The sequence below is a fragment of the Microbacterium sp. ABR10 genome (genome assembly GCF_057812175.1).
Map to the genome: position 1 here is coordinate 139218 of NZ_CM173821.1, position 25273 is coordinate 164490.

Genomic DNA, 25273 nt, shown 5'->3' on the forward strand with positions numbered 1-25273 from the left:
AGCGCTCGGAGCTCCCTTTCTCGAGGTGACGCCTTCTTTCCGACCGGTGGCTCGCAGAGGCAGACGAGCGACGCTGTCGCCGATCACTGGTTGACGATCTCGCGGTCCGGCGGACCGACGATCCTTCCGTACGTGAGGCGGAGCGCGGCGCAGCGTGACGGGCGCGGAGTGCGCCGTCACACGACGAGCCGATACCCCATCCCCTGCTCCGTGAGCAGGTGCACCGGGTTCGACGGGTCGGCTTCGAGCTTCTTGCGCAGTTGCGACATGTACAGGCGCAGGTATCCGGAGTCGGCGACCTGCTCGCTGGCCCAGATCTCTTTCAGCAGCGTCTGCCGGGTGATGAGCGAGCCCGGGTTGCGGGCCAGGAATTCCAGCATCCGCCACTCCGTCGGCGTCAGGTGCACGCGCGTCCCCTCCCGCAGCACGGCTTTGGCGGCGAGGTCCACCTCGACGTCGCCAAACCGCACGACCGACTCGCCGCTCGAGGGCACCGAGCGACGCGCGTGCACGCGCAGGCGAGCGAGCAACTCATCGATCTGGAACGGCTTGGTGACGTAATCGTCGGCGCCGGCGTCGAGGGCGTCGACCTTGTCGGCCGAGCCGGTGCGGCCCGAGACGACGATGATCGGCGCGGTCGTCCAGCCGCGCAGGGCCTCGATCACCTGCACACCGTCGAGGTGCGGCATCCCGAGGTCGAGCAGCACGATGTCGGGGTGGGCGTGCGCTGCGAGGGTGATGGCCGCGGCGCCGTCGGCGGCGGCGACCACGTCGTAACCGTGCGCGGCGAGGGTGATGCGCAGGGCGCGCACGAGTTGCGGATCGTCGTCGGCGATGAGGATCTTCACGGGGCGTCCTTTCCGAGGTCGGATGCCGTGCGGTCGGGGGGCGACGTTGCGGAGGTGCGTCCGTCGGCGACGGGCGGGATGTCGGATGCCGTGCGGTCGGGGGGCGATGCTGCGGAGGCGCGTCTGTCGGCGACCGGAGAGATGCCGGATGCCGTGTGGTCGGCGCGGGGCGCCGCCGGCGCGCGCTCGTCGTCGGAGGATGGGGCCGCGAGCCCCCTGTTGCGCGACGTCATCGGCCGCGATCCTCGGCGGACGGGGCTCCGCGTGTACGGGTCGCCCGTGGCGCCCACAGCGGCCACCGGCAGCGCCACGACCATCGTCAAGCCGCCGCCGGGGGTGTCTTCGGGCGTCAACGTTCCGCCCATGCCCTCCGCGAACCCGCGCGACAGGGCGAGGCCCAGCCCCAGGCCGGCGGTGTTGTCGGTGTCGCCGAGGCGCTGGAACGGCGAGAACATGTCCTCGCGTCGCTCGGCGGCGATCCCGGGGCCGTGGTCGATCACGCGGATCTCGGCGGTGCCGCCCAGGCGGCTCGTCGCGATCCGCACACGCTGCCCCGCGGGTGTGTACCGCTCGGCGTTCGTCAGCACGTTGACCAGCACGCGCTGCAGCAGCACCGCGTCGGCGTGGAGCGCCGGCAGATCGGGATCGAGCGCGAGCTCGACGGCATCCGGACCCAGATCGAGTTCGTCAAGCGCGCTGAGCACGACGCCGGCGGCATCCACCTCGGTCAGCGACACCGCGAGCACTCCGGCCTGCACCCGGCTGACGTCGAGCAGGTCGGTGACGAGCACCGAGAGGGTCGCGAGGCTCTCGTCGGCGGTCTCGAGGAGCTCGCGGCGGTCGTCCGCCGAGAGGTTGTCGCCCGCGGCCCGGAGTCCCCCGAGCGAGGCGACGGCGGCGGCGAGCGGGCGGCGCAGATCGTGGCTGACGGCCGAGAGCAGGGCGCTTCGCACCTGATCGGTCTCAGCGAGGGCCCCCGCCTCGGCGGCGGTCTCGGCCAGGTCGGTGCGTTCGAGGGCGGCGGCGAGCTGCGCGACGACCACGTCGAGCAGGCGGCGCTCGCTCGCGTCGAGGTCGCGGCCGTGCAACTCGAGCACCGCCCGGTCGGCACCCACCGGCACGGTGGTGCACCGGTCGTCGCGCACCGGCTCGCCGTCGGTGGCGATGACATGACCGTCGGCGGCGATCAGCCGCACGCCCGCCAGAGCGAACGCTTCGCGCGCGCGGCTGATCAGGGCGGGAACCGCGCTCTCGCCGCGCAGCACGCTGCCGGCGACCGTCGCGAGCAGCTCCGCCTCGGCCGAGGCGCGGCGGGCGGCGCGGGCGCGGCGGGCGGCCTGGTCGACCACGACGCTCACCAGCATGGCGATGATCACGTAGAGCACGAGGGCGATCGCGTTCGCGGGGTTGCTGATCGTCACGGTGTACAGCGGTTCGATGAAGAGGAAGTTCAGGGTGACACCCGACAGCACGGCCGCGAACACTGCTGGCCAGATCCCGCCGATCAGCGCCACGATCACGACCAGCAGCTGATAGACCAGCACGTCCGCGGCGACGGAATCGTCGGATCCGGTCGACAGCAGCAGGAGAGAGATGAGCGGGCCACCCAGGATCGCCGTGACGAAACCGAGGATGCGACGCTTCGCGCTGAGCGCCGGGCCGGTCAGACGGGGGAGGGCGAACCGCCCGCCGGCGCGCGCGTGGTTGACGATGTGCACGTCGATGTCGCCGGAGGCGCGGATGACGGTGGCGCCGATGCCGGGACCGGTGAGGGCCGCGGCGACACGGCCGCGGCGGCTCACGCCGATCACGAGCTGCGAGGCGTTGACCGATCGGGCGAACTCGACCAGAGCGGTGGCGGGGTCTTCGCCGACCACCTGGTGGTACGTGCCGCCGAGCGTCTCGACGAGGGCTCTTTGCTCTTCCAGCGATCCGGGGGAGCCGCGACGCAGGCCGTCCTGCGTCGACACGTGCACGGCGAGCAGCTCGCCGCCGGATGACCGCGCGGCGATGCGGGCGCCGCGGCGCAGCAGCGTCTCACCCTCGGGGCCGCCGGTGAGCGCCACGACCACGCGCTCGCGCGCCTGCCACGAGCCCTCGATGCCGTGCTCCGACCGATACCGCTGCAGGGCCGAGTCGACCTCGTCGGCCAGCCAGAGCAGCGCGAGTTCGCGGAGCGCCGTGAGGTTGCCGAGGCGGAAATAGTTCGACAGTGCCGCATCGATGCGCTCGGCGGGGTAGACCGAACCTGCCGCGAGTCGGTCGCGCAGCGACTGCGGCGCCAGGTCGACGACCTCGATCTGGTCGGCGGCGCGCACCACGGCATCCGGGACCGTCTCGCGCTGCACGACACCGGTGATCTTCTCGACGACATCGTTGAGGGACTCGATGTGCTGCACGTTCACGGTCGTGATGACGTCGATACCCGCGGCGAGCAGCTCGTCGACGTCGAGCCAGCGCTTGTCGTTTCGCGAACCGGGGGCATTGGTGTGCGCGAGTTCGTCGACGAGGGCGATGTCCGGATGCCGTTCGAGCACGGCGTCCAGGTCCATCTCGTCGAGCGCGACCCCGCGGTGGGCGACGCCGCGGCGGGGCACGGCCTCGAGGCCCTCGGCCTGGGCTGCGGTCGCGGCACGCCCGTGCGTCTCGACGATCGCCACGACGACGTCGCGGCCCTCGTCGCGGAGACGCCGCCCTTCTTCGAGCATCTCGTACGTCTTGCCGACGCCGGGTGCCATGCCCAGCAGCACCCGCAGGCGCCCGCGCTTCACGCGACGCTCCGCTCTGCCCGCGAGCCCGCCCGCGCCCGCGTCGCCCCGTCGAGTGTCCAAGACACGCCGCGGCGCCGGCGTGCGGACGGCGTGTTTTGGACACTCGACGGGCTTGTGCCGCGCGGGGATCGCGCCGCGGTGCTCGGGCGCGGCGTTCCGCGGCGCGACGGGCGCGCCGCGGTGCTCGGGCGCGCTCCTCTGTCGAGTGTCCAAGACACGCCGCTGCGGCACCGGGCGTGCGGCGTGTTCTGGACACTCGACGGGCTTGTGCCGCGCGGGGATCGCGCCGCGACGCTTCGGCGCGGCGTTCCGCGGCGCACCGACCGTGCCGCGATGGACGGGCGCCTCGCAGTGGTCGACCGCGCCGCCCTGGTCGGGCGCTCCGCGGTGCTCGGGCGTGCCCCCCTGTTGAGTGTCCAGAACACGCCGCTGCGGCATCGGGCGTGCGGCGTGTTGTGGACACTCGACGGGGTGAGGGGCCGTTCGAACGCCGAGCCCGCGTGCTCCCTCGACGGGAGCGTGGACGCGCGCGCGCGAACCCGCCGCCGCGCGGGGAGCGCGACGGCGGCGGGGGACGCGACGGGAGCCATGTCAGCGATTCTCGTCTCTCAGCGCGCGTCGAGGGCGCGGTTGAGCTCGAGCACGTTCACGCGCGGGTCGCCGAGGTACCCCAGATCGCGCGGCTGGGTGTGCTCCGCCACGAGCGCCGACACGTCGGAGACCGGGATGCCACGAGCCTCGGCGACCCGCGCGACCTGGCGTTCGGCGGTGGCGACGGAGATGTCGGGGTCGAGGCCCGAGCCCGAGGCGGTGACGGCATCGGCCGGGATCGCGCCGGACCCGTTCAGGGCGTCGAAGGCGGCTTTGCGCTCCTCGATCGCAGCGATGAGGTCGTCGTTCTCGGGTCCCCAGTTCGATCCGCTCGAGGCGGCGGAGTCGTAGCCGTCGCCGGCGGCCGAGGGACGCGATTGGAAGTACTGCGGCAGGGCGTTGCCGTCGGCATCCGCGAAGGACTGTCCCAGCAGCTGCGAGCCGACGACCTGGTCATCGGCTGAGCGGACCAGCGATCCGTTGGCCTGGAAGGGCAGGGCGACCTGCCCGACCGCGGTGATCAACAGCATGTAGCCGACACCGAGCAGGGCGGTGAAGAGGAGCATCGCGCGGGCGGCGACGCCGGCGGTACGCAGGGTGGTGCGCATGACGGGGCCTTTCAGAAGCCGGGGAAGAGGCCCACGACGAGGTCGATGAGCTTGATGCCGATGAAGGGGACGATGACGCCGCCGAGCCCGTAGACGAGCAGGTTGCGGCTGAGGATGCTCGACGCGCTGGCTGCGCGGTACTTCACTCCGCGCAGCGCCAGCGGGATCAGCACGATGATCACGATCGCGTTGAAGATGATCGCGCTGAGCACCGCCGACGCGGGCGACGACAGCTGCATGATGTTCAGCACCGCCAAGCCCGGGAACACCCCCATGAACATGGCGGGGATGATCGCGAAGTACTTCGCGATGTCGTTGGCGAGCGAGAACGTCGTGAGCGCGCCGCGCGTGATCAGCAGCTGCTTGCCGATGCGCACGATGTCGATGAGCTTCGTCGGGTCGGAGTCGAGGTCGACCATGTTGCCGGCCTCCTTCGCGGCCGAGGTGCCCGTGTTCATCGCCACTCCCACGTCGGCCTGCGCCAGCGCCGGGGCGTCGTTCGTGCCGTCGCCGGTCATGGCGACGAGGTTGCCGCCCTCCTGCTCGCGCTGGATGAGCGCGAGCTTGTCTTCGGGTGTGGCCTCGGCGAGGAAATCGTCGACGCCCGCCTCCGCGGCGATCGCCTTCGCGGTCAGGGGGTTGTCGCCCGTGATCATCACGGTGCGGATACCCATCGCCCGCAGCTCTCCGAAGCGCTCACGGAGGCCGTCTTTGACGATGTCCTTGAGATGGATGACGCCGAGCACACGGCCGGTTCCGTCGTCAGTGGTCGCTGAGCCCGTCGAAGCGCCCGCGGGAGTGCCGGTCCCTTCGACAGGCTCAGGGACCTGAGTGTGGGCAGAGGTGGCTGAGCTTGTCGAAGTCACCGGGACCTGCGGGGTGCCGGTCCCTTCGGCAGGCCCAGGGACCCGCGCCGCGGGGGTCCACGTCGCGACGACCAGCGGCGTGCCGCCCGACTGCGCGATGGCATCCGTCTCGCTCTGCAGCTGCGCGCGCAGCGCCTCGGGAACGGGGGATCCGGATGCCGCGAGCCACGCCACCACGGCGGACGCCGCGCCCTTTCGCACCTGGGTGCCGTCGACGAGGTCGAGGCCGCTCATGCGGGTCTGCGCGGTGAAGGGCACCGATTCCGCGCCGCGGGGCATCTCGGCGACGATGCCCTGCGATGCCGCGAGCTCGACCACCGAGACGCCCTCGGGCGTGGGGTCGGCCTGCGACGACAGCGAGGCGAACTCGGCCAGTTCCGGAGCGCCGACGCCCTTCATGGGCACGAAGGCCGACGCGCGGCGGTTGCCGTAGGTGATCGTGCCGGTCTTGTCGAGCAGCAGGGTGGTCACGTCTCCCGCGGCCTCGACCGCGCGGCCCGACATGGCGAGGACGTTCCGCTGCACGAGGCGGTCCATTCCGGCGATGCCGATGGCGCTGAGCAGGGCGCCGATGGTCGTGGGGATGAGGCACACGAGCAGGGCGACCAGCACCGGGATCGACACCGGCGACGCCGCGTACGAGGCGATGGGGTTCAGCACCAGCACGACGATCACGAACACGATCGACAGGCTCGCCAGCAGGATGTTCAGCGCGATCTCGTTCGGCGTGCGCTGGCGCGAGGCGCCCTCGACGAGCGCGATCATGCGGTCGACGAAGGTCTCGCCCGGCTTCGAGGTGACCTTCACCACGATGCGGTCGCTCAGCACGCGGGTTCCGCCGGTGACGGCGCTGCGGTCGCCACCGGACTCACGCACGACCGGCGCCGACTCGCCCGTGATGGCCGATTCGTCGACGGTGGCGATGCCGTTGACGATGTCGCCGTCTCCGGGGATGAGCTCGCCCGTCCCGACCAGGACGATGTCGCCGACGCGCAGGTCGCCCGAGGGGACGTCCTCGGTCGGGGCGTTCACGGCAGCGGGGTCCTCGGGGGAGTACGAGACGACCCGGCGGGCCGAGGTGGTCGTACGGGTCTTGCGCAGGGTCGCCGCCTGCGCCTTGCCGCGGCCCTCGGCGACGGCCTCCGCGATGTTCGCGAAGAACACCGTGAGCCACAGCCAGACCGCGATGGCCCAGGTGAAGCCGAAGGGGAGGCCCGTGTCGGAGCCGTCGAGGAACGGCTCGGCGATCGCGATGAGCGTAGTCAGGGCTGCGCCCACCCACACCAGGAACATCACGGGGTTGCGCCACTGGGCGCCGGGATTGAGCTTCTTCGCGGCGCCCGGGAGGGCGGCGACGATCTGCGCGGCGCTGAACGCGCGGCGCGGGGTAGGGGCATCGGACCCTTCGACGGGCTCAGGGGCCGACTGGTGGGGAGCGTGCGTGAGCGTGGACATCAGCGGGTAAGTCCTTCAGCGAGGGGTCCGAGGGTGAGGACGGGGAAGTAGGTGAGCGCCGTGACGATCACGGCGACACCGGCGAGCAGGCCCGCGAACTGCGGGCGGTGCGTCGGCAGGGTTCCGGCGGTGGAGGGCACGGCATCCTGTGCCGCGAGGGCACCGGCCAGCGCCAGCACGAACACGATCGGCAGGAACCGGCCGAGCAGCATCGCCACGCCGAGCGCGGTGTTGAACCACGGGGTGTTGGCCGTCAGCCCCGCGAAGGCGGAGCCGTTGTTGTTGGCCGCCGAGGTGAAGGCGTAGAGCACCTCGCTCAGACCGTGCACCCCGGGGTTCCAGATCGAGGTGCCCTCGACGTCTTGCCGGATGCCGGGGATCGCGAAGCTCAGAGCGGTTCCGGCCAGCACCAGCGTGGGCGTCACGAGGATGTAGACGCTCGCGAGCTTGATCTCGCGCGGCCCGATCTTCTTGCCGAGGTACTCGGGGGTGCGACCGATGAGCAGGCCGCCGACGAACACCGCGATCACCGCGAGGATCAGCATGCCGTACAGTCCCGAGCCGACGCCGCCGGGGGCGACCTCGCCCAGCATCATGTTGATCATCGGCATCATGCCGCCGAGCGCCGTGTAGCTGTCGTGCATCGAGTTGACGGCGCCGGTGGAGGTCAGCGTGCTGGTCGAGCCGAACAGCGTCGAGCCGAAGATGCCGAAACGCACCTCCTTGCCCTCCATCGCCCCGCCCGCGAGCATCGGGGCGGTTCCATTGCCGGCGAGCTCCGCCCAGGTGAGAAGAACAGTGGATGCCGCGAAGATCGCGGCCATGACGCCCAGGATCGTGTAGCCCTGGCGGTTGTCGCCGACGATGCGCCCGAAGGCGCGGGGGAGCGAGAACGGGATGACGAGCATCAGGAAGATCGAGAAGAGGCTGGTCCACGGGGTGGGGTTCTCGAACGGGTGGGCGGAGTTGGTGTTGAAGAACCCGCCGCCGTTGGTGCCGAGGAGCTTGATCGCCTCCTGCGAGGCCACCGGCCCACCCGGGATCGACTGGGCGGCTCCCGCGAGGGTCGTGGCATCCGTGAACCCGGTGAGGTTCTGGATGACGCCTCCCGCCAGCAGCACGATCGCCGCGACGATCGCGAACGGCAGGAGCAGTCGGTAGGTGCCGCGCACGAGGTCGACCCAGAAGTTGCCGATCACGCCGCTACGGCGATGGGCGAACCCGCGGACGAGGGCCATGGCGATGGCGATGCCGACCGCGGCGCTGACGAAGTTCTGCACCGTGAGGGCGGCGAACTGCACGGTGTAACCGAGGGTGGTCTCACCCGAGTACGACTGCCAGTTGGTGTTCGTGACGAACGAGACGGCGGTGTTGAACGACAGCGCCTCGCCGGGGGCTGCGAGGCCGAGCGAGAACGGCAGCACCGCCTGCAGGCGCATGATCGCGTAGACGAACACGACGCCGACGAACGAGAACAGCAGCACCGAGCGCAGATACGCCTGCCAGGTCTGGGCGCTCCGCGCGTCGACGCCGATCAGGCGGTAGGTGACGCGCTCGACGGCGAGGTCGCGCTCGCCGGTGTAGATGCGGGCGATGTAGTCGCCGAGCGGGCGGTAGGCCAGGCCCAGCGCGACGATGAGGGTGAGGCTGGTCAGCACGATGGACCAGATCATTCCGGCATCCACGTCAGAACTTCTCGGGGCGGACGAGGGCGACCACGAGGTAGACGACGGCGGCGACCGCGAGGACCGCGGCGAGGATCGAGAAGAAGATCATGAGCGCTCGCCCCCGTTCCGGCGTGCCGCGGGGGCGGACGGGCCGGTGGTGCGGGCGGACGAGGGGCGGGCTTCGGGACCCAGCTTCTCGACCCCCTTCGCGACGAGGGCGACCAGCGCGAAGAGCGCGACGGTCGCGGCGAGGAAGACGGCATCGAGCACGACGACTCCAGGATCGGAACAGAACCGCGGCAGGACCGCGGGCGCCGCGGGGCGGCACGTGTGTCGATACAACTCCGCCCGGGCACGGCATCCGGGTGTCCTAACGGTTCCCCTACGGGTCGCTGGCGGACGCATACGGAGTTCTCACGCCGAGCCCGGGCGCCGGGGCACCTCCGCGCCGCCGACCCGTTGCCTGTCACGGGCGGCGGGGTGTCGAGGACACGACGCAGGAGAGGCGACGCCCCGGCACCGGGACGCGGGGCGACGGGGCTGGCCACGGGCGGGGTTCTCCTGCGTTGTGTCCGGGTGACGGGCGCGCGGACCCGTCCGAGGCGCAAGATGGAGGCATGCGTGCGACCGACGGCCCCGACGTGCGGGTCACCGCCGCGTTGGTGATTCCCGCGTCGGAGCTGTCGTGGCGGTTCTCGCGGTCGTCCGGCCCGGGCGGGCAGGGCGTGAACACCGCGGATTCGCGCGTCGAGCTGATGTGGGATGCCGCGGGCTCGGCTGTGCTGTCGCGCGTGCAGCGCGAGCGGCTCATCGACCGACTCGGCACCCGTCTCGTCGACGGCGTCCTGACCATCGCCGCATCCGAGCAGCGGGCCCAGCTGCGCAACCGCGACGCTGCGCGTGCCCGCCTCGCCGCGCTCGTGGCCGAGGCCGTGCGACCACCGGCGCCGCCCCGCCGCGCGACCAAGCCGACCCGCGGCTCGAAGGAGCGCCGCCTGCAGGCCAAGCAGCGCCGCACCGACGTCAAGCGCATGCGGCAGCGCCCGACCGACTGACGACCGGCGGGCGGGCGTCGCGTTCTCGATCGAGTGTCCAGAACACCCCGATGATTCTCGAATCTGTCCGCGTGTTGTGGACACTCACGGGGTCTCACGCCACCCGCGGACCCGGGCGCCGCCGAGCCCCGGCTGCGCCCGAACGCCGAACGCCCCCACCACGAGGGCGGGGGCGTCGGAGGTGACTCAGGATGCCGGACTCAGGATGCCGAGCCGGGTGGCGTCTTCTTCGGGCGCGGGGCCGGGGCGTTCGCCACGGGCTGCCCACCGCGCTGCTGGCCGGGGAGGGGGCGTGAGCGGCGACCGTAGATGAGCTCGGACGAGTCGAGCAGCCACGGCACCAGGTTGATCGAGACGCCGTGGATGAGCATGAGCTGGTGCGCGAGACGGCGCGAGCGCCGGTTGTGCAGGATCGACTCCCACCAGTGCCCCACGATGTACTGCGGCAGGTAGACCGTGACGATCGCCGAGCCGTTCTTCTCGCGGTACTTCTTGATGAACGCCGACACGGGCGAGGTGTAGGCACGGTAAGGCGAGTCGATGATCACGAGGGGGATGGGTACCTCGTGCTCGGCCCAGTCCTTCTGCAGCTTGGCCGACTCCTCCTCGGTGATAGCGACGTGCACGGCGAGGGTCTTGTCGTGGTTGGCGGCGAGGGCGTAGTCGATGGCCTTCGACGTGGGCTTCTGCAGACGGTTGACGAGCACGATCGCCACGTCGCCCGACGAGCCGAAGTGCACGGTGTCATCCATCTGGATCTCGTGCTCGACGTCGCGGTAGTAGCGGTTCACGCCGACCATGAGCACGGCGAGGATCGGGATGGCGATGAACACCAGCCACGCGCCGTGCGTGAATTTCGTGACCGTCACGATCAGCAGCACCAGCACGGTCATCGCGGCGCCGACGGAGTTGATCCACAGGCCCGAGATCGCGGAGCGGCGCTCGATCGCCGCGGACTGCTGCTTCGCCGCCTCCGCGGGGAGCAGCTTGAACTCGCGCAACGCGCGCCGCCAGTGCCGCACCATGCCGATCTGGCCGAGCGAGAACGACACGAACACACCGATGATGTAGAGCTGGATCAGCGTCGTGAGGTTGGCCTGGTACACGATCAGCACGCCCATGGCGACGATGCCGAGGATGATCATGCCGTTCGAGTACACCAGGCGGTCGCCGCGGGTGTTGAGCGCCTTGGGGGCGTAGCCGTCGCGAGCGAGCACGGCGCCCAGCAGCGGGAAGCCGTTGAACGCGGTGTTGGCGGCCAGCAGCAGGACGCACGCGGTGGCGGCCTGGATGACGAAGAAGAGGACGCTGCCCGACCCGAACGTGGCGGCCGCGACCTGGGCCATGAGGCTCGGCTGCGGGTTGTTTGCGCAGTCGAAGCCGATGAGGTTGCAGGGGTTCTCGGCGTAGTGCACACCGGCGATGAGCGCGAGGGCGGTCAGGCCTGCGAACAGCAGGATCGCGATGCCGCCCATGAGGCTCAGCGTCGTCTGGGCGTTGCGGATCTTGGGCTTGCGGAACGCGGGGACGCCGTTCGACACGGCCTCCACACCCGTGAGGGCGGAACATCCGCTGGAGAACGCCCGCAGCACGAGAAGGATCAGCGCTGCCTGCGTGAGCGATTCGGCCTGCACGTCGTACTGCTGGCTGGAGGCGACGGGGGCATCGCCGGCGAGCGTCCGGGCCAGGCCCACGACGATCATCACCGCGACCGAGCCGATGAAGAGGTAGGTCGGGATCGCGAAGACGCTCGACGCCTCGCGGACGCCCCGGAGGTTCACGATCACGATCAGGATGACGAACCCGACGGCGATCTCGACGCGGAACGGGTTCAGCTCGGGAAGCGCCGAGATGATGTTGTCGACCCCGGATGCCACCGACACGGCCACCGTGAGCACGTAGTCGACGAGCAGGGCCGCGGCCACGATGACGCCGGGCACCTCGCCCAGGTTCTTGCTGGCGACCTCGTAGTCGCCGCCGCCCGAGGGGTAGGCCTTGATGAGCTGCCGATAGCTCAGGACGACGACGGTCAGCAGCACGATGACGGCCACCGCGACCCACGGGCTGAGGGTCAACAGCGCCGTTCCGCCGATGAGCAGGATCATCAGCAGCTCCTGTGGCGCGTAGGCCACGGAAGACAGCGCGTCGGAGGCGAAGATGGGCAGAGCCATCTTCTTGGGAAGGAGCTGTTCGTCGAGTTTCTCCGAGGTGAGGGGCTCGCCGATCAGGATGCGTTTCGCGATCGGAGTCTCTTCGACGTCCCCGCGACTTTCGTCAGTCACGGCGCGCGACATTACGCCCACCGGGGGTTCTGCGCAATGTGACGCGCTCGTCGTTCATTTCCTCGTCGCTCGGCGGGGGTGCCTTGGACCCGCACTGTCACCGTCGCGGACGACGGCGCGAGGTCCCTGAGCTCGTCGAAGGGACCGTGCCCTGCGCTCGATCGGGGGGTGCTTCGACGAGCTCAGCACCCGGCGTCATCGCCCGCGTGAGCGGCGATGAACGCGGCGACCCCGTCGGCGCCGCCGTGGTCGTGCGCCGAGATCGTGACGACCGCGTCGCCCGTGAACACGATCAGTTGACCGTGCGCCCCGTGCAGGCGCCAGGCTCTGCCGGGGCCCTCCCATCCCGCGAGGCCGTAACGGCGGTACCCCTCGGCGGTGCCGCCCGTGTCGACCCACCCCGCGTGCATGGCATCCACGACTCCGGCCGAGACCAGGCGCCGGCCGTCGAGCATGCCGCGGTCGCGGATGAGGAGCCCGAGGCGCGCCATCTCCTCGGTGCGGAGGGCGAGGCCCTCACCGCCGAGCACGCGCCCGTTCGGGCATCTCCGCCAGGAGACGTCGGCGAGGCCGAGAGGGGCGAACAGGCGCGGGCGCAGGTACCCCTCGATGTCGCCGGTGCGCTGAGACAGGGCGTGCATGGCCGTGTACGTGCTGGCGTTGGAGTACTGGAACGTACGGCCGCGGGAGGGGCGCGAGACGAACTCGGCGGCCAGGTCGGGCCAGTCGGTCATCATCGTCTCCGACCACGGCAGGTCGATCCCGCTCGACATCGACAGCAGGTGACGCAGGGTCACGTCGTCGGCCGCGGTGCCGGGGAGGAGGCGCGCGACCGGCTCGTCGAGCGACACGAGCCCCTCATCGACGGCGATGCCCGCGGCCAGCACCGCCACCGCCTTGGCGACCGAGTGGATCTCTTCGCGCACATCGGGCGCCCACCGGTGGGTGGCGACGTCGTCGCCGACACGGACGTGCAGGCCGTGCGCGGCGAAGCCGACTTCGGCGATGTGGTTCACGAGGACGTCGCGGAGGTCGTCGGCGCGGGTCACCTGCACAGGCTACGTTTCGGCGCGGGGATCCTTCCCTAAGCTCGCGGGGTGGACAACATCCTGGGATCCGGCCTGCTCGCCGTCGTGGCGGGGGCGGTCGTCGCAGTGCTGGCGTTCATCCCCTTCGTCGCGATCAGCTATCGCCGCCGCGGAGGGTTGACGCTCTGGCGCACGGCTCTCTGGGCAAGCGCGGCGGTGTACTTCTGGGCGATCTGGACCTACACGCTCGTGCCGGTTCCGGAGTCCGACGACTACCGGTGCCGCGGGGTGAACCTGCGGCCGTTCGAATTCGTCGACGACATCCGCTCCGCCGTCGCCGTCTCGGGCCGCTACCTCACCGATCCCGTGGTGTTGCAGGTGGCGCTGAACGTGCTGCTGTTCCTGCCCCTGGGCTTCTTCCTGCGCGTACTCGGCGGGCGCGGCATCCTCATCGCGGGGCTGTCGGGGTTCGTGATCTCGGGGATCATCGAGACCACCCAGCTCACCGGCGTGTGGGGCATCTTCCCCTGCGCCTACCGCGTGTTCGACGTCGACGACCTCATCGTGAACACCTTGGGGGCTCTGCTGGGCTCGATTCTCGCGTTCGCCGTCCCGGCCCAGCACCGCGGGGCGCGGAGGGCTCCGGATGCCGAGAAGCCCCGCCCGGTCACCCGTCGCCGTCGCGTCCTGGGCATCGTGTGCGACGTCGTGGGTGTCTGGCTCGTGAGCTTCGCGGTGTCCGTCGTGGTGCAGGCGGTGATCACCCTCGCTCTGGGGGAGGCGGCCACCTTCTCGACCGACGAGGTCGCCTCCCTCGCCGGAACGGTGGTCTCGACAGGACTCTGGCTCGTGGTGGTGCTGGCGACGGGCCGCTCGGTCGGCGACATCGCCACGCGCGTGCGCTTCACCGACGGCGTGCTGCCCGCGTGGGCGGCTCGCCCGCTGCGGTTCGTCACGGGCGCGGGCGCGTTCGTGCTGCTCAGTGCGCTGCCTGCGCCGTGGTCGGCCACGGCGCCGGTGCTGGCGCTGGCCACGGTCGCGCTGGTGTTCGTCTGGCGCGATGGACGCGGGCTCACCGGCTGGCTGGGCCGCCGCAGGCTCGTCGACGACCGGGCCGGGGTGGTGAGCCCGACGGTCGACCGGGGAACGGTCGCGCGATGAGCAGGTCTGCCCTACGGTGACCGCATGAGAGAGCCGTTGTCTCCGGCCGATGCGCGCATCCTGGCGCTCGAGTCCGACGTCGTGCGCGGGCACGCCCTGAAGCTGCTCGTGCTCGAGCCGGGCGAGGCCCTCGACCTCGACGCGGTGCGGACGAGCGTCGCCGATCGCCTCCCGGCCTTTCCGCGCGGACGTCAGGTGGTCGTCGACGCGGGTGACGGCCCCGCGTGGGTCGACGCCCCGACCGTCGACGTGACCGCGCACGTGCGCCGGCACGCGGCGAGCGACCCGGCCGAGCTGCGGGCGGTCGTGGGGCGACTCATGTCGGAGCCCCTCGACCGCTCCCGGCCCCTGTGGAGCGTCGACCTGGTCGGCCCCCTCGCCGACGGACGCGAGGCGGTCGCGGTGCGCCTTCATCACGCGCTCGCCGACGGTCTGACGGCGGTGCGCTTCCTCGAGTCGGTGCTCTTCGAGCCGCACGACGCCCCGGCCCACGAGGTCGGCCTCCGCGACCCCGACGCCCGCCCGACGCGCTGGAGCGAATGGGAACGGATGCCGATGACCCTCGCCCGCGAGCTGGGGCACCCCGGCTCGCGCTCGCCGTTCGATCGCCCCCTCACCGCGCGTCGCGCACTCGCCTTCGTCGACGTCCCTCTCGCCGAGGCGCGGGCGGTCGGCGCGTCGCGCCCGGCCCACGCCACCGTGAACGACGTCCTCCTCGCCGTGATCGCCGGGGCACTGCGCCGGCGCCTCCTCCACCACGGTCACGCGCCCCGCATGAATGCCCAGGTTCCGGTGAGCCTGCACGAGAAGGGGGAAGATGCCGCGGCATCCGGCAATCGCGACTCCTTCGTCGATGTGGGGCTGCATCTCGACGAGCCGGACGACCTGCGTCGACTCGACCTGCTGAGCGCGCAGATGCGCGCACGCAAGCACGCGCACGACGCCCGATCGCTCGACGACCTGTTCCGTGCGCTCGCCGCGGCCGGGCCCGTCGGCGCCTTGGCGCGGGGGCTCGCCGACGATCCACGCGAGTTCGCCCTCGCCATCTCGAACGTGCCCGGCCCGCAGGTGCCGGTGGCCGTCGCGGGACGCCGGGTGGGACACGTGTACACGTCGTCGGAGCCCGGCCCGCGGCACGCACTGCGGGTCGCGGCGATCTCCAACGATCGGTGGTTGGGCGTGGGTTTCTGCGTCGATGCCGACGCCGTTCCCGACGTCGAGCTCCTCGCCGACGCGGCGCACGACGCGTGGGAGGCGCTGCGCTCGAGCCTGTGACCACGCGGCGTGCCCGGCATCCCGTGCGCGGGTCGGTGCACCAAGGCGGGGCTTCTGGCCGACACGCCGGTACCGGGTGCCGTGTGTCGGCGTGTCGATGGTGGCGTCCGCCGTAGTGCGCGGGGCGGCTCGGCGTCGACGCCGGGCTGCCGTGTCTCGACGCCGGAGCACCACCGGCGTCGCAGGTTCTCGGGCGCCTAGGCTGGTCGCGAGGGAGTCGCATGTCGTCGAGAGCAGGGCGCGCGCAGCGCGTGGGTCGTGGTGTCGCCGCTGCCGCCGTGGCGACCTTCCTCGCGACCGTCTCGCACGCCTCGGTCGGTTCGCAGTTGCCGCCGGCGTCGAATGTCGCGTTCGCGCTGAGCCTCGCCGCACCCGTGTGCGTGCTGCTGGCCGGACGCGCGATGTCGTGGTGGCGACTGTCGGCAGCGGTGGTGCTGAGCCAGGCGTTGTTCCACGGCATCCTGATACTCGACCTGCGCGGTGACGGCATAGCCGTCGGCGGCGCGCATCACGGGGGAGCGACCGCGCTCTTCGACGCCGCCGCCACCGCCCATCTGCCCGCGGTGCACGCGGCGCACTCGCCGTGGATGTGGGCGGCGCACGCCCTCGCCGCGGTGGTCACGATCCTCGCGCTCGGTCGCGGTGAGCGGGCCGTGCATGCGATCGTCCGCTTCGTGGTCGCGGCCCTGTCGATGATGCGCCCCCTGCGCGGACTCGGCCCGCGGACGGATGCCGTTCCCGCGGCGCCCGCGCCGCTGCTGCTGACGACGCCGATGACGGTGTTGTCGCCGATGAGGCACCGGGGTCCGCCGCGCGCGGCGTGACACCTCACCCTCATCAACCGCGCAAGACGCCCGTTCGGCGTGCGCACCGTCAGAAAGCAGCACCATGTCTCGCAAGACCACTCTTCGTCGTGCCCTCGTCGGCCTCACCGCCGGCGCGGCCCTCGCGATCGCCGCGCCCCTCGCGGCATCCGCCCATGTCACCGTCAACCCGGACACCGCCACCCCGGGCAGCTACGCCACCGTCAACTTCCGGGTTCCCACCGAGAGCGAGACCGCGTCCACCGTCAAACTCGAGGTGTCCCTCCCCACCGACACCCCGTTGAGCGCCGTTCTCGTGCAGCCCGTTTCCGGCTGGACGGCCACCGTCGAGAAGGGCGCACTGCCCGCACCGGTCGAGGTCGAGGGCAACACCATCTCGGATGCCGCGCTGAAGATCGTGTGGCAGGCCGATCCCGGCGTGGGTATCGGTCAGGACCAGTTCCAGATCTTCTCCGCCGTGCTCGGGCCCGTGCCCGACACCGGCAGCATCGTCCTCCCCGCAACGCAGACCTACTCCGACGGCGAGGTCGTGGACTGGGCGGCGACGCCCGACGAGGTGGCGGCCGACGACACGCTCGAGCCCGCGCCGGTGCTCTACATCAACGACACCCCGCCCAGCGGCGAGCACAGCCACAGCGGGCACGGTGCCGCGTCGGCAGCCCCGGCGGCCGACGCGATGACGGCGACCTCGGTGCCGTCCGACGACTCGTCCGGCGTCGCCCTCGGCCTGAGCATCGCCGCCCTCGTCGTCGCCGTCGCCGGGGCCGTGCTCGGCGCCCTCGCCTTCGCGCGTCGCCCGAAGCGGAGCTGATCGTGGCATCCCGGAACGTGCTGCGGCGGGTTCTGGCCGGGGCGGTGGTGGTCGCGGCCGCGATGACCGCCGCCCTCGGCGGGGCCACCGCCGCCTCGGCGCACGACTCCCTCGTGTCGTCCTCGCCCGCTGAGGGTGACACGCTGTCGTCCCTGTCGGAGGTGCGCTTGGACTTCAGCGCCAACCTGCTCGGCACCGACGGCGGCAACATCGTCATCGTCGTCGGCCCGGACGGGCGCCATTACGAAAGCGAGTGCGCGGCGCTGGCGGGACCGACCCTCACGCTGCCCGTCGCCCTCGGAGCCCCCGGCGACTACTCCGTGGAGTGGCGGGCGGTTTCGTCCGACGGGCACCCCGTCTCGGGCGTCATCCCGTTCGCGTACACGGGCCAGAACGTCTCGACGGGCTCCGAGACCTCCCCCTGCGCGAGTGCCGCCGGAGTGACCGAGGCGGCGGCCGAACCGGAGAGCGCCGGCGGGATGTCGGGCCTCACCCTTGGCCTGCTCCTCGGAGGCGGAGTGGTCGTGCTCGTCGGCGTGCTGATCGTCGTCATTCTGCGCCCCCGCACGCGGAAGGACTGACGGTCCGAGCCCGGATGCCGCGGCCCGGCGCGCCTCTGACAGGTCGCCGGGTCGTGGCATCCGTTCGTCCGCCGACGTCGCGGTGGCGGCATGAGAACAGGAGAGAGCACCAGAACAGGCCCACCGACTCAGGTCGACCTGTTCTCGCCGCATCCCCTGTCCTGGTGACGGGGCGCGTTCCCTCGACGCCGTCCGCCGGTCACGCACTCTCCGTGCGACCGGCGAGCGACGGTGTCCCCGACACTCGGAATCCGCGACCCTTAAAGGTTCTGGCCCGGCACCGCGAACGTGTCGCAGGCGTTCACGCCGCTGTCGTACCCGACGTCGAACCAGCGGGTGCGCTGCTCGCTGGAGCCGTGCGTGAAGCTCTCAGGGTTGACGACACCGCCCGACTCGGCCTGGATGTGGTCGTCGCCCACGGCGGACGCCGCCGAGAGGGCATCGGCGATCTGCTGCGGCGTCGGCGGTTGCAGGTAGGGCGTGCCGTTCTCGTCGACCTGATCACCGGCGGCGGCGACCCACGCCCCGGCGTAGCAGTCGGCCTGCAGCTCGGTGCGGACGCCGTTGCTGTCGGGACCGGTGCCGTTGTTCGGGTACTGCTCGAACACGCCGGTGAGGTTCTGCACGTGGTGGCCGTACTCGTGCGCGAGCACATACAGCTGCGCCAGGGGGCCCGCGGTCGTGTCGTACTGCGCGCGCAGGATGGAGAAGAACGTCGGGTCGACGAAGACCGTCTCATCGGGCGGGCAGTAGAACGGACCCGTCGAGTTCGAGGCCGTGCCGCACGAGCTCCCCGTCGCCTGGTCGACGATGACGAGCTGCGGCGCGCGATAGCCCTCGAGGCGCTCGGCCCAGAACTGGTCGATGTTAAGAGAGGCCGCGGCCAGGCGGCAGGCGTCGTCGCTGTTGGCATCCCGGCCCGTCTCGCAGGCGGCGATCTCCTCGCCGCCGCTTTCCGGGCCCGCGGCCTGCTGCCCGCCGAGCAACCCGGTCAGGTCGGTGCCGGTGAGGGCGGAGAACAGCAGTACCACGATCGCGCCGATACCGACGGTCCCGCCGCCGATCGCCGCCACGGTTCCGCCCCGGCGTTTGGCGGAATTGCCGCCGACGCGCGCATTGTCGTTGAACGTCACGGACGTCACGTTACGCGCGCGTCGACCGGGCGGAATGGGGCTGGACTTCGCACAGAAGCGGTGTCTGCGCAGGCGGAAGCCGCCGGCGCAACCCCCTGATCTCGGAAATGGACGGGGGTACCGTCAGCCGCGAGAAGCATCGCAGCCCCGGCGTCCGCTTCTCGACGACAACCATCGGAGTCCGTCATGCCACTGACACGCCGTACCTTCCTCGCCGGATCGGGCGCGCTCGCGCTGCCTTTCCTTCTCGCGAGTTGCGGATTCGTCCAGACCGCCCCCGCCGAGAGACGCCAGGGCACACTCACCTTCACCACCTGGGGGACGGATGCCGAGCTCGCCGGCTTCCGCTCCGCCATTGCCGCGTTCGAGGCGGCGAACGAGGGTTCGACCGTCGAGCTCAACGCGGTGCCGTACGAGCAGATGTTCACGAACATCGATGCGCAGCTGCAGGCGGGCAACCCGCCCGACATCTTCCGCGTGCCGTATTACACGTTCGGCGCCTACGCCGGGCGCGGGCAGCTGCTCGACCTGAAGCCCCTGCTCTCGGCCGATCGCCAGGGGCAGTTCACCCCGCAGGCGTGGGCGGCCGTGCAGAACGGCGACGGTACCTTCGGACTGCCGCACCACACCGACACCTCGGCGATCCTCGTCAACCTCGACATGTTCCGCCAGGCGGGCATCGACCCGTCGGAGATCCCCACCTCGGCCGATCAGGCGTGGACGTGGGACCAGCTCGACGCCCTCGGTGAGCGGCTCCGCGCGGGCCTTCCCGCCGACCGCTGGCCGTGGGCCTACAACTGGCAGGGCAACGGTGTCACGCGCTGGCTGAGCCTGCTGTTCCAGTCCGACGGCGCCTTCATAGAAAGCGACCAGAAGACGCCGGCGATCGACTCCGACGCCGCCCGCGAGGCGGTGGAGTTCTCGAGCTCGTTCTTCACCAAGAACTACGTGCCGGCGAACAACACGATCGCCTCCTCCAGCTATGCGGCGGAGTCGTGGTTCTCGCAGTCGGTGGCGATGGTGTGGTCGGGCGCGTTCCAGATCCCGGATGCCGAGCAGACCGCCGACTTCGAATGGACGGCGACGTTCGCACCGCGAAATGCCCGCGCCGGCAGCGACTTCGGAGGCAACGCGCTCGTCGCCACGGCGAACACGCAGCAGCCCGAGCTGGCCGCCGCGTTCCTGGAGTTCGTCACGAACGCCGATCCCATGCGCGACTTCTGCCGCGCGGCATCCCTCCTCCCCACCCGCACCGACCTGCTCACCGACGACCTCACCTTCGACGTACGGCCCGACCTCGGCCCCGTCTTCGCGGGCCAGGCCTCGCTCGTGCAGCCGCAGGACGTCGCGCAGGTCGCGAGCCCGTCGATGTCGGCGATCATCCCGGTGCTGAAGGAGCAACTCGACCTCGCCTTCACCGGGGCACAGGATGCCGCAACCACGGTGACGAACCTGCAGTCGGGGATCGGCGCGGCCACCGGTGGCTGACACCGCGGTAGCCCGGCCCGACACGGCGCCGCGGTCGGGTCGTTCGGGGTCGGGGGAGCGGATGCGCACCCGCCGCCCCGGTGCGCGCCGAGAGGCGCTCGCGGCCTACGGGTTCATCGCGCCGAACTACCTGCTGCTGCTGGTGTTCGTGCTCGTGCCGCTGGCGGGGGCGTTCGTGGTCAGCCTGCAGCGCACCGACGGCTTCGGCGCGGGAGCCTTCACCGGGCTCGACAACTATGCGCGACTCGCGGGCGACCCGCTGTTCTGGCGGGCACTGGGCAACACCGTGCTGTTCACCGTGCTGGTGACGCCGCTGTCGATGCTCCTGGGGCTGGTGGCCGCGACGCTCCTGAACTCGGCGCTGCCGGCGCGTCCGCTCTGGCGTTCGCTGCTGATCCTGCCGATGGCGGTGTCGGGCGTCGCCACCGCCCTCATCGGAGTGCTCGTGTTCGATCAGAACTCCGGCATCCTGAACCGCCTGCTGTCGGCCGTCGGGCTCTCACCCGTCACCTGGCAGTCGGATCCGCTTCCGGCGTTCGCGACGATCGTGCTGGCGACGGTGTGGTGGCGCACCGGCTTCAACATGCTCATCTACCTCGCGGGGCTGCAGGGCATCGGCCCCGACCTGTACGAGGCCGCCACGCTCGACGGAGCGAGCCGTCTGCAGCGCTTCCGCCATGTGACGGTGCCGCTGCTGGGCCCGACATCGTTCTTCCTCGTCGTGCTCAACGTCATCTTCTCGTTCCAGGTGTTCGACATCGTGTTCGTGCTCACCGGGGGCGGACCGGGAGGAGCGACCAGCGTGCTCGTGACCTACGCCTACGAGACGGGCTTCGTGACGCGTGACCAGGGCTATGCCGCGGCGATCGGCATGGTGCTGTTCCTCTTCGCGCTCGTCTTCGCCGCCGCGCAGTACCGCGCCAGCAACACGAAGGACGTGGTCGAATGAGCGTCGACGAGCGGGTGGCATCCACATCTCCCGTGTCACCGCCGACCGTGACTGCCGGTCGGAAGGCCGCCGATCGCACGCGACGCCGGGGAACGGCGCTGCGCACGATCATCGTCGCGGTTGTCGGGCTCGCGGCGGTGTCGCCGCTGTATTGGATGCTCGCGGTAGCCTTCTCGTCCCGCGCCGAGCTGCTGGGCGGCCGGGAGCTGCGCCTGTGGCCGCGCGAGGTGACCTTCGAGAACTTCGAGCGCGTATTCGCGTCGTTCCCGGTGGCGACCTGGTTCGGCAACTCCGTCGCCATCGCGGTCGTGGTAACCCTCATCTCGGTCACGACGAGCCTGCTCGCCGGATACGCGTTCGCGCAGCTGCGCTTCCGCGGATCGACGGCGCTGTTCTTCCTGGCGCTCGCGACCCTCGTGCTGCCGGTGCAGGTGATCATGGTGTCGCTGTTCCGCATCGTCACCGCCACGGGCCTGTACGGCACCTACTGGGCGGTCATCCTTCCCGTCTCGGCATCCGCGTTCGGACTCTTCCTCGCGCGGCAGTTCATGCTCGGCATCCCGCGCGAACTGATCGAGGCGGCGCGGCTCGACGGAGCGGGCCACGTGCAGACGTTCCTGCGCGTCGTGCTGCCGTTGTCGAAGCCGCTCATCGCGGTGCTGGTGTTCATGAGCCTGCTGTCATCGTGGAACGACTTCGCCTGGCCCCTCATCGCGCTGCGGGAGAACCGGCTGTTCACCCTGCCGATCGGCCTGCTGTACCTGCAGGGCCAGTTCGGCAGCGACTACGGCGCAACCATGGCGTACGCCCTGCTGAACGTGGTGCCGATCGCGATCGTGTTCCTGGTTTTCCAGCGGTATTTCGTGGCGGGCTTCGCGCGCAGCGGCATCAAGTAACCCCCGTTGAGTGTCCAGAACACGCCGCATCCCCGTCCGGGACGCGGCGTGTTCTGGACGCTCGACGGATGATGCAAGCGTGCGGCGGGCGAGAGGCCGCCGGCGGTATAGGCGGTCGAGACCGCGTCAGCCGATGCGCATTCTCGGACTCGGACCCTTTTAGGGTCCGTGATCACGGCTGAGCTGGCATCATGTGCTGATCCCAGGATGAGACTCACTCGGTCGAATCGAAGTCCTCGACTTGGGTGAGGACGACGAGGGTGTCGGCTTCGGGGGAGCACGTGTCGACGCCGAACAATGCAGCCGGCGGGTCCTGCAAACTGTTGAGAACGGCCCTCTCGATGAGGTATCCCTTGCTGGAGAGGTGTTGGCCCAGTTTCACTCGTCCGTGATGGTCTCCGACGGATGCGCCGCGATCATGAATCTCGAATCCTCCGGGCCAGACAACGGGGTAGACGAGGTCAGTTGATAGCGCGATGCTGGCGCACCCATCGACATCGATGAGGGTCCCCCCAAGCGTCTCACTCACTCGGTCCACCGGCACTCTGCCCGTGATGATCGAGTCGATGCTTCCCGCCGGAGGCGAGCATGCGCTGAGTGCCCCGATGAACAGAACGCACGTAAGCGAGTGCCACCTGGACGCTCGCATCACCCGGTCCATAGGCTCATGTCGAAGGCGCGGAGCGCATTCGGGGCGGAACTCCAGCATGAGCTCCCGTTGTAGTGGCCGGAATGGATGCCGGTGGCCACCGAGTTGTACTGGATGTACCAGGGCCCTCCTGAGTCTCCTGGCTGAGTGACGTGGCTGACGGTGCATGTAAGCGGCCCGACCGTGTAGTTAGCGTTTCCGTCCGGGACGTAGATCGTGGCCTGCGACCCGACGGACCATACGGAACCGCACTTATGACCCGTCGTCTTCCCGTATCCGCAAACCGCTCCGCCGTACACCGAATTTACTGCTGAGGTAAATCTCCGGTTTCCGCCCTCGCCGAGGTACGTGAAGCCGTCCAACATGTATCGACTGTGGTTCCACCGGAAATCCCCGCCAGTTGATGCATTGCTGGTCGTGCTGAGAGAATACGGGAACACGGGATAGAACATATTAGAGGTGCCGCCGTATGAACCCGTGCCGGGGCAATGCCCAGCAGTCAGAATCCCGAGTTCGGGGCCCTGGTTGCGTTTCACGGGAAAAGCGCCGGTGCAGCTACCCGCCAGAACTCGTCCCCCGCCCTCTGCCTCGGGCTGAGACACGTCCTGGAGGTCGGCCTCAACCTCCACCGCAAAAGAGGATGGCGGTGGGACCTCATCCACGAAGTCCCTGATCTACTCAGCGATCTGATCGATGTCCTGTTCATCGCCGACGCCTTTTCTCGTGCTGTCCTGTTCAAGCTCTGCGCGGCCGATACTGACGATGAATCGCCGGTCTGCGGGCTTCGGACTGACCAGAACGGACACCGCGCCTGATATCGGCGTGTCGGCGCTCCGGGACAGGTCGGCAGCGTAGGAACTGAGTTCTCGCATAGTGAAGCCTGCGTCGGCGATCAGGGCGATGCTCACACCGTCGGGTATTTCCCGCCTTATCTCGCTGGGAACTGCTCCCCGGAAGACGAGGTACCCGGACTTAGAGTCATCCGCCATGCCCGCGTAGGCGAACTCATCAGGGAATCTGTCCTCCGCGATTGTCGCGATACGCGCCACATCGGCATCCAGCGTGGTGGGCTCACCAACGTGCACTGCTTGCGTAACGCGCTCCGGTTGGATCGCCTGCGCGGGTGACGTGAACGTCTCAGCGACGTGAACGCCGACTATTGAAAGAAAGACCACACTGAGTGAAATTCCCGCCCGCATCGGACTGGGTGATCCGCCTACTCCGCTCATCATGCTCCTCAATATGCCGTACGTCTCGACGCTCTGCCACGACGAGGAGCATGCTCACGCCACAGCCGGGCCACGTCCCGCGAAACGCTTCACTGTGCTCCATGGCGGCGACCGAGAGAAACTCCTCGTGGCGCATCCGACGGTGGGACCGCGCCGATAGGGACCACCAGGATGAGCAAGGTGAGCGGGTGACAAGGGTGCGCGCCTGCGGGAAGCACGAGAATCACCTGCGGCCGACATGCGGATGGCATCCGCATCTCTGGTCGTCTCGTCTCGCCTGGCCCCTCATCGCGCTGCGGGAGAACCGGCTGTTCACCCTGCCGATCGGCCTGCTCTACCTGCAGGGCCAGTTCGGCAGTGACTACGGCGCGACCATGGCGTACGCCCTGCTGAACGTGGTGCCGATCGCGATCGTGTTCCTGGTCTTCCAGCGGTACTTCGTGGCGGGCTTCGCGCGCAGCGGCATCAAGTAACCCCCCGTTGAGTGTCCACGACGCGCCGCTCGCGGGCTCGCGACGCGGAGTGTCGTGGACCCTCAACGGGGGTGCAAGCGTGCGCGGGGCCGAGGGGGCAAGTTGGGGAGTCAGCGCCTCACTGCGTCGTCTTGTGAGCTCCTCGATCGACGGCGCAGGGCGTCGGCTTCAAGCTCACCCGCTTCTGGCGCGATGGGCGACCCGACGGGGATCACGTACCGTGTCCGCAGCTCACTCCAGGACGAACGCGCGCCCGTTGATGAACAGCGTGTCGGGCTCGGTGGCATTCATCTGGAAGACGGCGCTGCTCTCGAAATCGGCCTGCTCCCAGGCGACCAGTCCCACCGGTGCGACGGCCGAGGTGACGAGCAGCCCTCTGGCGAGGACGGAGAGAATCTGACGACGGGTCATCGGGAATCCTTCTCGGGGCCGTCGACGTCGACGGCCTTACGCGGGTTCGGGGAACCCTGGTCGGTGGGCGAGGGTGACCTCTGGTTCCACGCTAACTTGGTCGCGTTCTCGGTAACAAGAGGGTTTCCTGTGAGAACGACAAGGAGTCCGGGCGGGAGCCGCAGCCGCACGCGAAGTGGGCCCCGGCCGAAGCCGGGGCCCACAATCCTCACCCACCGGTGA

The 25273-nt window shown here is 70.1% G+C and carries 23 protein-coding genes; 10 read left to right on the plus strand and 13 right to left on the minus strand.

Annotation, left to right across the window (positions count from 1 at the left end; all coding sequences use genetic code 11):
• Positions 1-176: 176 nt before the first annotated feature.
• From ACXKZF_RS00660 to ACXKZF_RS00690, 7 genes are all read right to left on the minus strand, one after another.
• Entirely contained in the window at positions 177-848 is a 672-nt protein-coding gene (locus tag ACXKZF_RS00660; RefSeq protein ID WP_488985063.1) for a response regulator, read from the minus strand.
• Positions 845-3619: a DUF4118 domain-containing protein gene (locus ACXKZF_RS00665; RefSeq protein WP_488985064.1), complete on the minus strand. Its 2775-nt coding sequence runs from the start codon at positions 3617-3619 to the stop codon at positions 845-847. The genes ACXKZF_RS00660 and ACXKZF_RS00665 overlap by 4 nt, the downstream gene beginning before the upstream one ends.
• 608 nt (positions 3620-4227) lie before the next feature.
• Positions 4228-4818 (minus strand): K(+)-transporting ATPase subunit C, encoded by a 591-nt coding sequence (gene kdpC, locus ACXKZF_RS00670; protein WP_488985065.1) that lies wholly within the window; start codon positions 4816-4818, stop codon positions 4228-4230.
• A gap of 11 nt (positions 4819-4829) precedes the next feature.
• Positions 4830-7139, minus strand: a complete 2310-nt coding sequence (gene kdpB / locus ACXKZF_RS00675; protein WP_488985066.1) for a potassium-transporting ATPase subunit KdpB — start codon at positions 7137-7139, stop codon at positions 4830-4832.
• Positions 7139-8812 carry a potassium-transporting ATPase subunit KdpA gene (gene kdpA / locus ACXKZF_RS00680; protein ID WP_488985067.1) on the minus strand — a complete coding sequence of 558 codons (1674 nt, stop codon included), beginning with the start codon at positions 8810-8812 and terminating at the stop codon, positions 7139-7141. The genes kdpB and kdpA overlap by 1 nt, the downstream gene beginning before the upstream one ends.
• A 13-nt stretch (positions 8813-8825) precedes the next feature.
• Positions 8826-8915, minus strand: coding sequence for a K(+)-transporting ATPase subunit F (gene kdpF / locus ACXKZF_RS00685; RefSeq protein WP_074696280.1), 90 nt, complete (start codon positions 8913-8915; stop codon positions 8826-8828).
• Positions 8912-9076: a hypothetical protein gene (locus ACXKZF_RS00690; RefSeq protein ID WP_156459120.1), complete on the minus strand. Its 165-nt coding sequence runs from the start codon at positions 9074-9076 to the stop codon at positions 8912-8914. The genes kdpF and ACXKZF_RS00690 overlap by 4 nt, the downstream gene beginning before the upstream one ends.
• Before the next feature lie 347 nt (positions 9077-9423).
• Between ACXKZF_RS00690 and arfB the strand changes: the two genes are divergently transcribed.
• Positions 9424-9861: an alternative ribosome rescue aminoacyl-tRNA hydrolase ArfB gene (arfB, locus tag ACXKZF_RS00695; RefSeq protein ID WP_243223828.1), complete on the plus strand. Its 438-nt coding sequence runs from the start codon at positions 9424-9426 to the stop codon at positions 9859-9861.
• Positions 9862-10061: 200 nt separating this feature from the next.
• On the opposite strand, the gene ACXKZF_RS00700 is transcribed toward arfB, so the two are convergent.
• Both ACXKZF_RS00700 and ACXKZF_RS00705 read right to left on the minus strand, forming a co-directional pair.
• Positions 10062-12155, minus strand: a complete 2094-nt coding sequence (locus ACXKZF_RS00700) for an APC family permease (RefSeq protein ID WP_488985068.1) — start codon at positions 12153-12155, stop codon at positions 10062-10064.
• A gap of 170 nt (positions 12156-12325) precedes the next feature.
• Positions 12326-13192 carry a serine hydrolase domain-containing protein gene (locus ACXKZF_RS00705; RefSeq protein ID WP_488985069.1) on the minus strand — a complete coding sequence of 289 codons (867 nt, stop codon included), beginning with the start codon at positions 13190-13192 and terminating at the stop codon, positions 12326-12328.
• A gap of 48 nt (positions 13193-13240) precedes the next feature.
• On the opposite strand from ACXKZF_RS00705, the gene ACXKZF_RS00710 reads away from it, so the two are divergent.
• From ACXKZF_RS00710 to ACXKZF_RS00730, 5 genes are all read left to right on the plus strand, one after another.
• Positions 13241-14332, plus strand: coding sequence for a VanZ family protein (locus ACXKZF_RS00710; RefSeq protein WP_488985070.1), 1092 nt, complete (start codon positions 13241-13243; stop codon positions 14330-14332).
• 24 nt (positions 14333-14356) lie between these two features.
• Complete coding sequence (locus tag ACXKZF_RS00715; protein ID WP_488985071.1) at positions 14357-15607, plus strand: wax ester/triacylglycerol synthase domain-containing protein; 1251 nt, start codon at positions 14357-14359, stop codon at positions 15605-15607.
• 221 nt (positions 15608-15828) lie between these two features.
• Positions 15829-16431, plus strand: a complete 603-nt coding sequence (locus tag ACXKZF_RS00720; protein WP_488985072.1) for a hypothetical protein — start codon at positions 15829-15831, stop codon at positions 16429-16431.
• 64 nt (positions 16432-16495) lie between these two features.
• Positions 16496-17242 (plus strand): YcnI family copper-binding membrane protein, encoded by a 747-nt coding sequence (locus ACXKZF_RS00725; protein WP_488985073.1) that lies wholly within the window; start codon positions 16496-16498, stop codon positions 17240-17242.
• Positions 17243-17244: 2 nt separating this feature from the next.
• Positions 17245-17823, plus strand: coding sequence for a copper resistance CopC family protein (locus tag ACXKZF_RS00730; protein WP_488985074.1), 579 nt, complete (start codon positions 17245-17247; stop codon positions 17821-17823).
• A 260-nt stretch (positions 17824-18083) separates the two neighbouring features.
• On the opposite strand, the gene ypfJ is transcribed toward ACXKZF_RS00730, so the two are convergent.
• On the minus strand, positions 18084-18956 hold the full coding sequence (gene ypfJ, locus ACXKZF_RS00735) for a KPN_02809 family neutral zinc metallopeptidase (protein ID WP_488985075.1): 873 nt from the start codon (positions 18954-18956) through the stop codon (positions 18084-18086).
• Between the two features lie 186 nt (positions 18957-19142).
• On the opposite strand from ypfJ, the gene ACXKZF_RS00740 reads away from it, so the two are divergent.
• From ACXKZF_RS00740 to ACXKZF_RS00750, 3 genes are all read left to right on the plus strand, one after another.
• Positions 19143-20444, plus strand: coding sequence for an ABC transporter substrate-binding protein (locus ACXKZF_RS00740; protein WP_488985076.1), 1302 nt, complete (start codon positions 19143-19145; stop codon positions 20442-20444).
• Between the two features lie 61 nt (positions 20445-20505).
• Positions 20506-21393, plus strand: coding sequence for a carbohydrate ABC transporter permease (locus tag ACXKZF_RS00745; protein WP_488985077.1), 888 nt, complete (start codon positions 20506-20508; stop codon positions 21391-21393).
• Positions 21390-22289, plus strand: a complete 900-nt coding sequence (locus tag ACXKZF_RS00750; RefSeq protein ID WP_082484829.1) for a carbohydrate ABC transporter permease — start codon at positions 21390-21392, stop codon at positions 22287-22289. The genes ACXKZF_RS00745 and ACXKZF_RS00750 overlap by 4 nt, the downstream gene beginning before the upstream one ends.
• Positions 22290-22503: 214 nt before the next feature.
• Here the strand turns inward: ACXKZF_RS00750 and ACXKZF_RS00755 are convergent, their stop codons facing one another.
• Both ACXKZF_RS00755 and ACXKZF_RS00760 read right to left on the minus strand, forming a co-directional pair.
• Complete coding sequence (locus ACXKZF_RS00755; RefSeq protein WP_488985078.1) at positions 22504-22671, minus strand: hypothetical protein; 168 nt, start codon at positions 22669-22671, stop codon at positions 22504-22506.
• A gap of 941 nt (positions 22672-23612) precedes the next feature.
• The gene (locus ACXKZF_RS00760) at positions 23613-23987 is read right to left on the minus strand and encodes a hypothetical protein (protein WP_488985079.1); all 375 of its coding nucleotides are present in this window, start codon (positions 23985-23987) and stop codon (positions 23613-23615) included.
• Between the two features lie 368 nt (positions 23988-24355).
• Here ACXKZF_RS00760 and ACXKZF_RS00765 point away from each other — a divergent pair, with 368 nt between their 5' ends.
• Entirely contained in the window at positions 24356-24640 is a 285-nt protein-coding gene (locus tag ACXKZF_RS00765; RefSeq protein WP_488985080.1) for a hypothetical protein, read from the plus strand.
• A 231-nt stretch (positions 24641-24871) separates the two neighbouring features.
• On the opposite strand, the gene ACXKZF_RS00770 is transcribed toward ACXKZF_RS00765, so the two are convergent.
• Positions 24872-25051, minus strand: coding sequence for a hypothetical protein (locus ACXKZF_RS00770; RefSeq protein ID WP_488985081.1), 180 nt, complete (start codon positions 25049-25051; stop codon positions 24872-24874).
• Positions 25052-25273: the final 222 nt, after the last annotated feature.

Coding starts and splice junctions, on each gene's coding strand:
- kdpC (WP_488985065.1), bottom strand. CDS start 4,818: ATGCGCACCACCCTGCGTACCGCCGGCGTCGCCGCCCGCGCGATGCTC.
- kdpB (WP_488985066.1), bottom strand. CDS start 7,139: ATGTCCACGCTCACGCACGCTCCCCACCAGTCGGCCCCTGAGCCCGTC.
- kdpA (WP_488985067.1), bottom strand. CDS start 8,812: ATGATCTGGTCCATCGTGCTGACCAGCCTCACCCTCATCGTCGCGCTG.
- kdpF (WP_074696280.1), bottom strand. CDS start 8,915: ATGATCTTCTTCTCGATCCTCGCCGCGGTCCTCGCGGTCGCCGCCGTC.
- arfB (WP_243223828.1), top strand. CDS start 9,424: ATGCGTGCGACCGACGGCCCCGACGTGCGGGTCACCGCCGCGTTGGTG.
- ACXKZF_RS00700 (WP_488985068.1), bottom strand. CDS start 12,155: ATGTCGCGCGCCGTGACTGACGAAAGTCGCGGGGACGTCGAAGAGACT.
- ACXKZF_RS00715 (WP_488985071.1), top strand. CDS start 14,357: ATGAGAGAGCCGTTGTCTCCGGCCGATGCGCGCATCCTGGCGCTCGAG.
- ACXKZF_RS00720 (WP_488985072.1), top strand. CDS start 15,829: ATGTCGTCGAGAGCAGGGCGCGCGCAGCGCGTGGGTCGTGGTGTCGCC.
- ACXKZF_RS00725 (WP_488985073.1), top strand. CDS start 16,496: ATGTCTCGCAAGACCACTCTTCGTCGTGCCCTCGTCGGCCTCACCGCC.
- ACXKZF_RS00740 (WP_488985076.1), top strand. CDS start 19,143: ATGCCACTGACACGCCGTACCTTCCTCGCCGGATCGGGCGCGCTCGCG.
- ACXKZF_RS00745 (WP_488985077.1), top strand. CDS start 20,506: ATGCGCACCCGCCGCCCCGGTGCGCGCCGAGAGGCGCTCGCGGCCTAC.
- ACXKZF_RS00750 (WP_082484829.1), top strand. CDS start 21,390: ATGAGCGTCGACGAGCGGGTGGCATCCACATCTCCCGTGTCACCGCCG.
- ACXKZF_RS00770 (WP_488985081.1), bottom strand. CDS start 25,051: ATGACCCGTCGTCAGATTCTCTCCGTCCTCGCCAGAGGGCTGCTCGTC.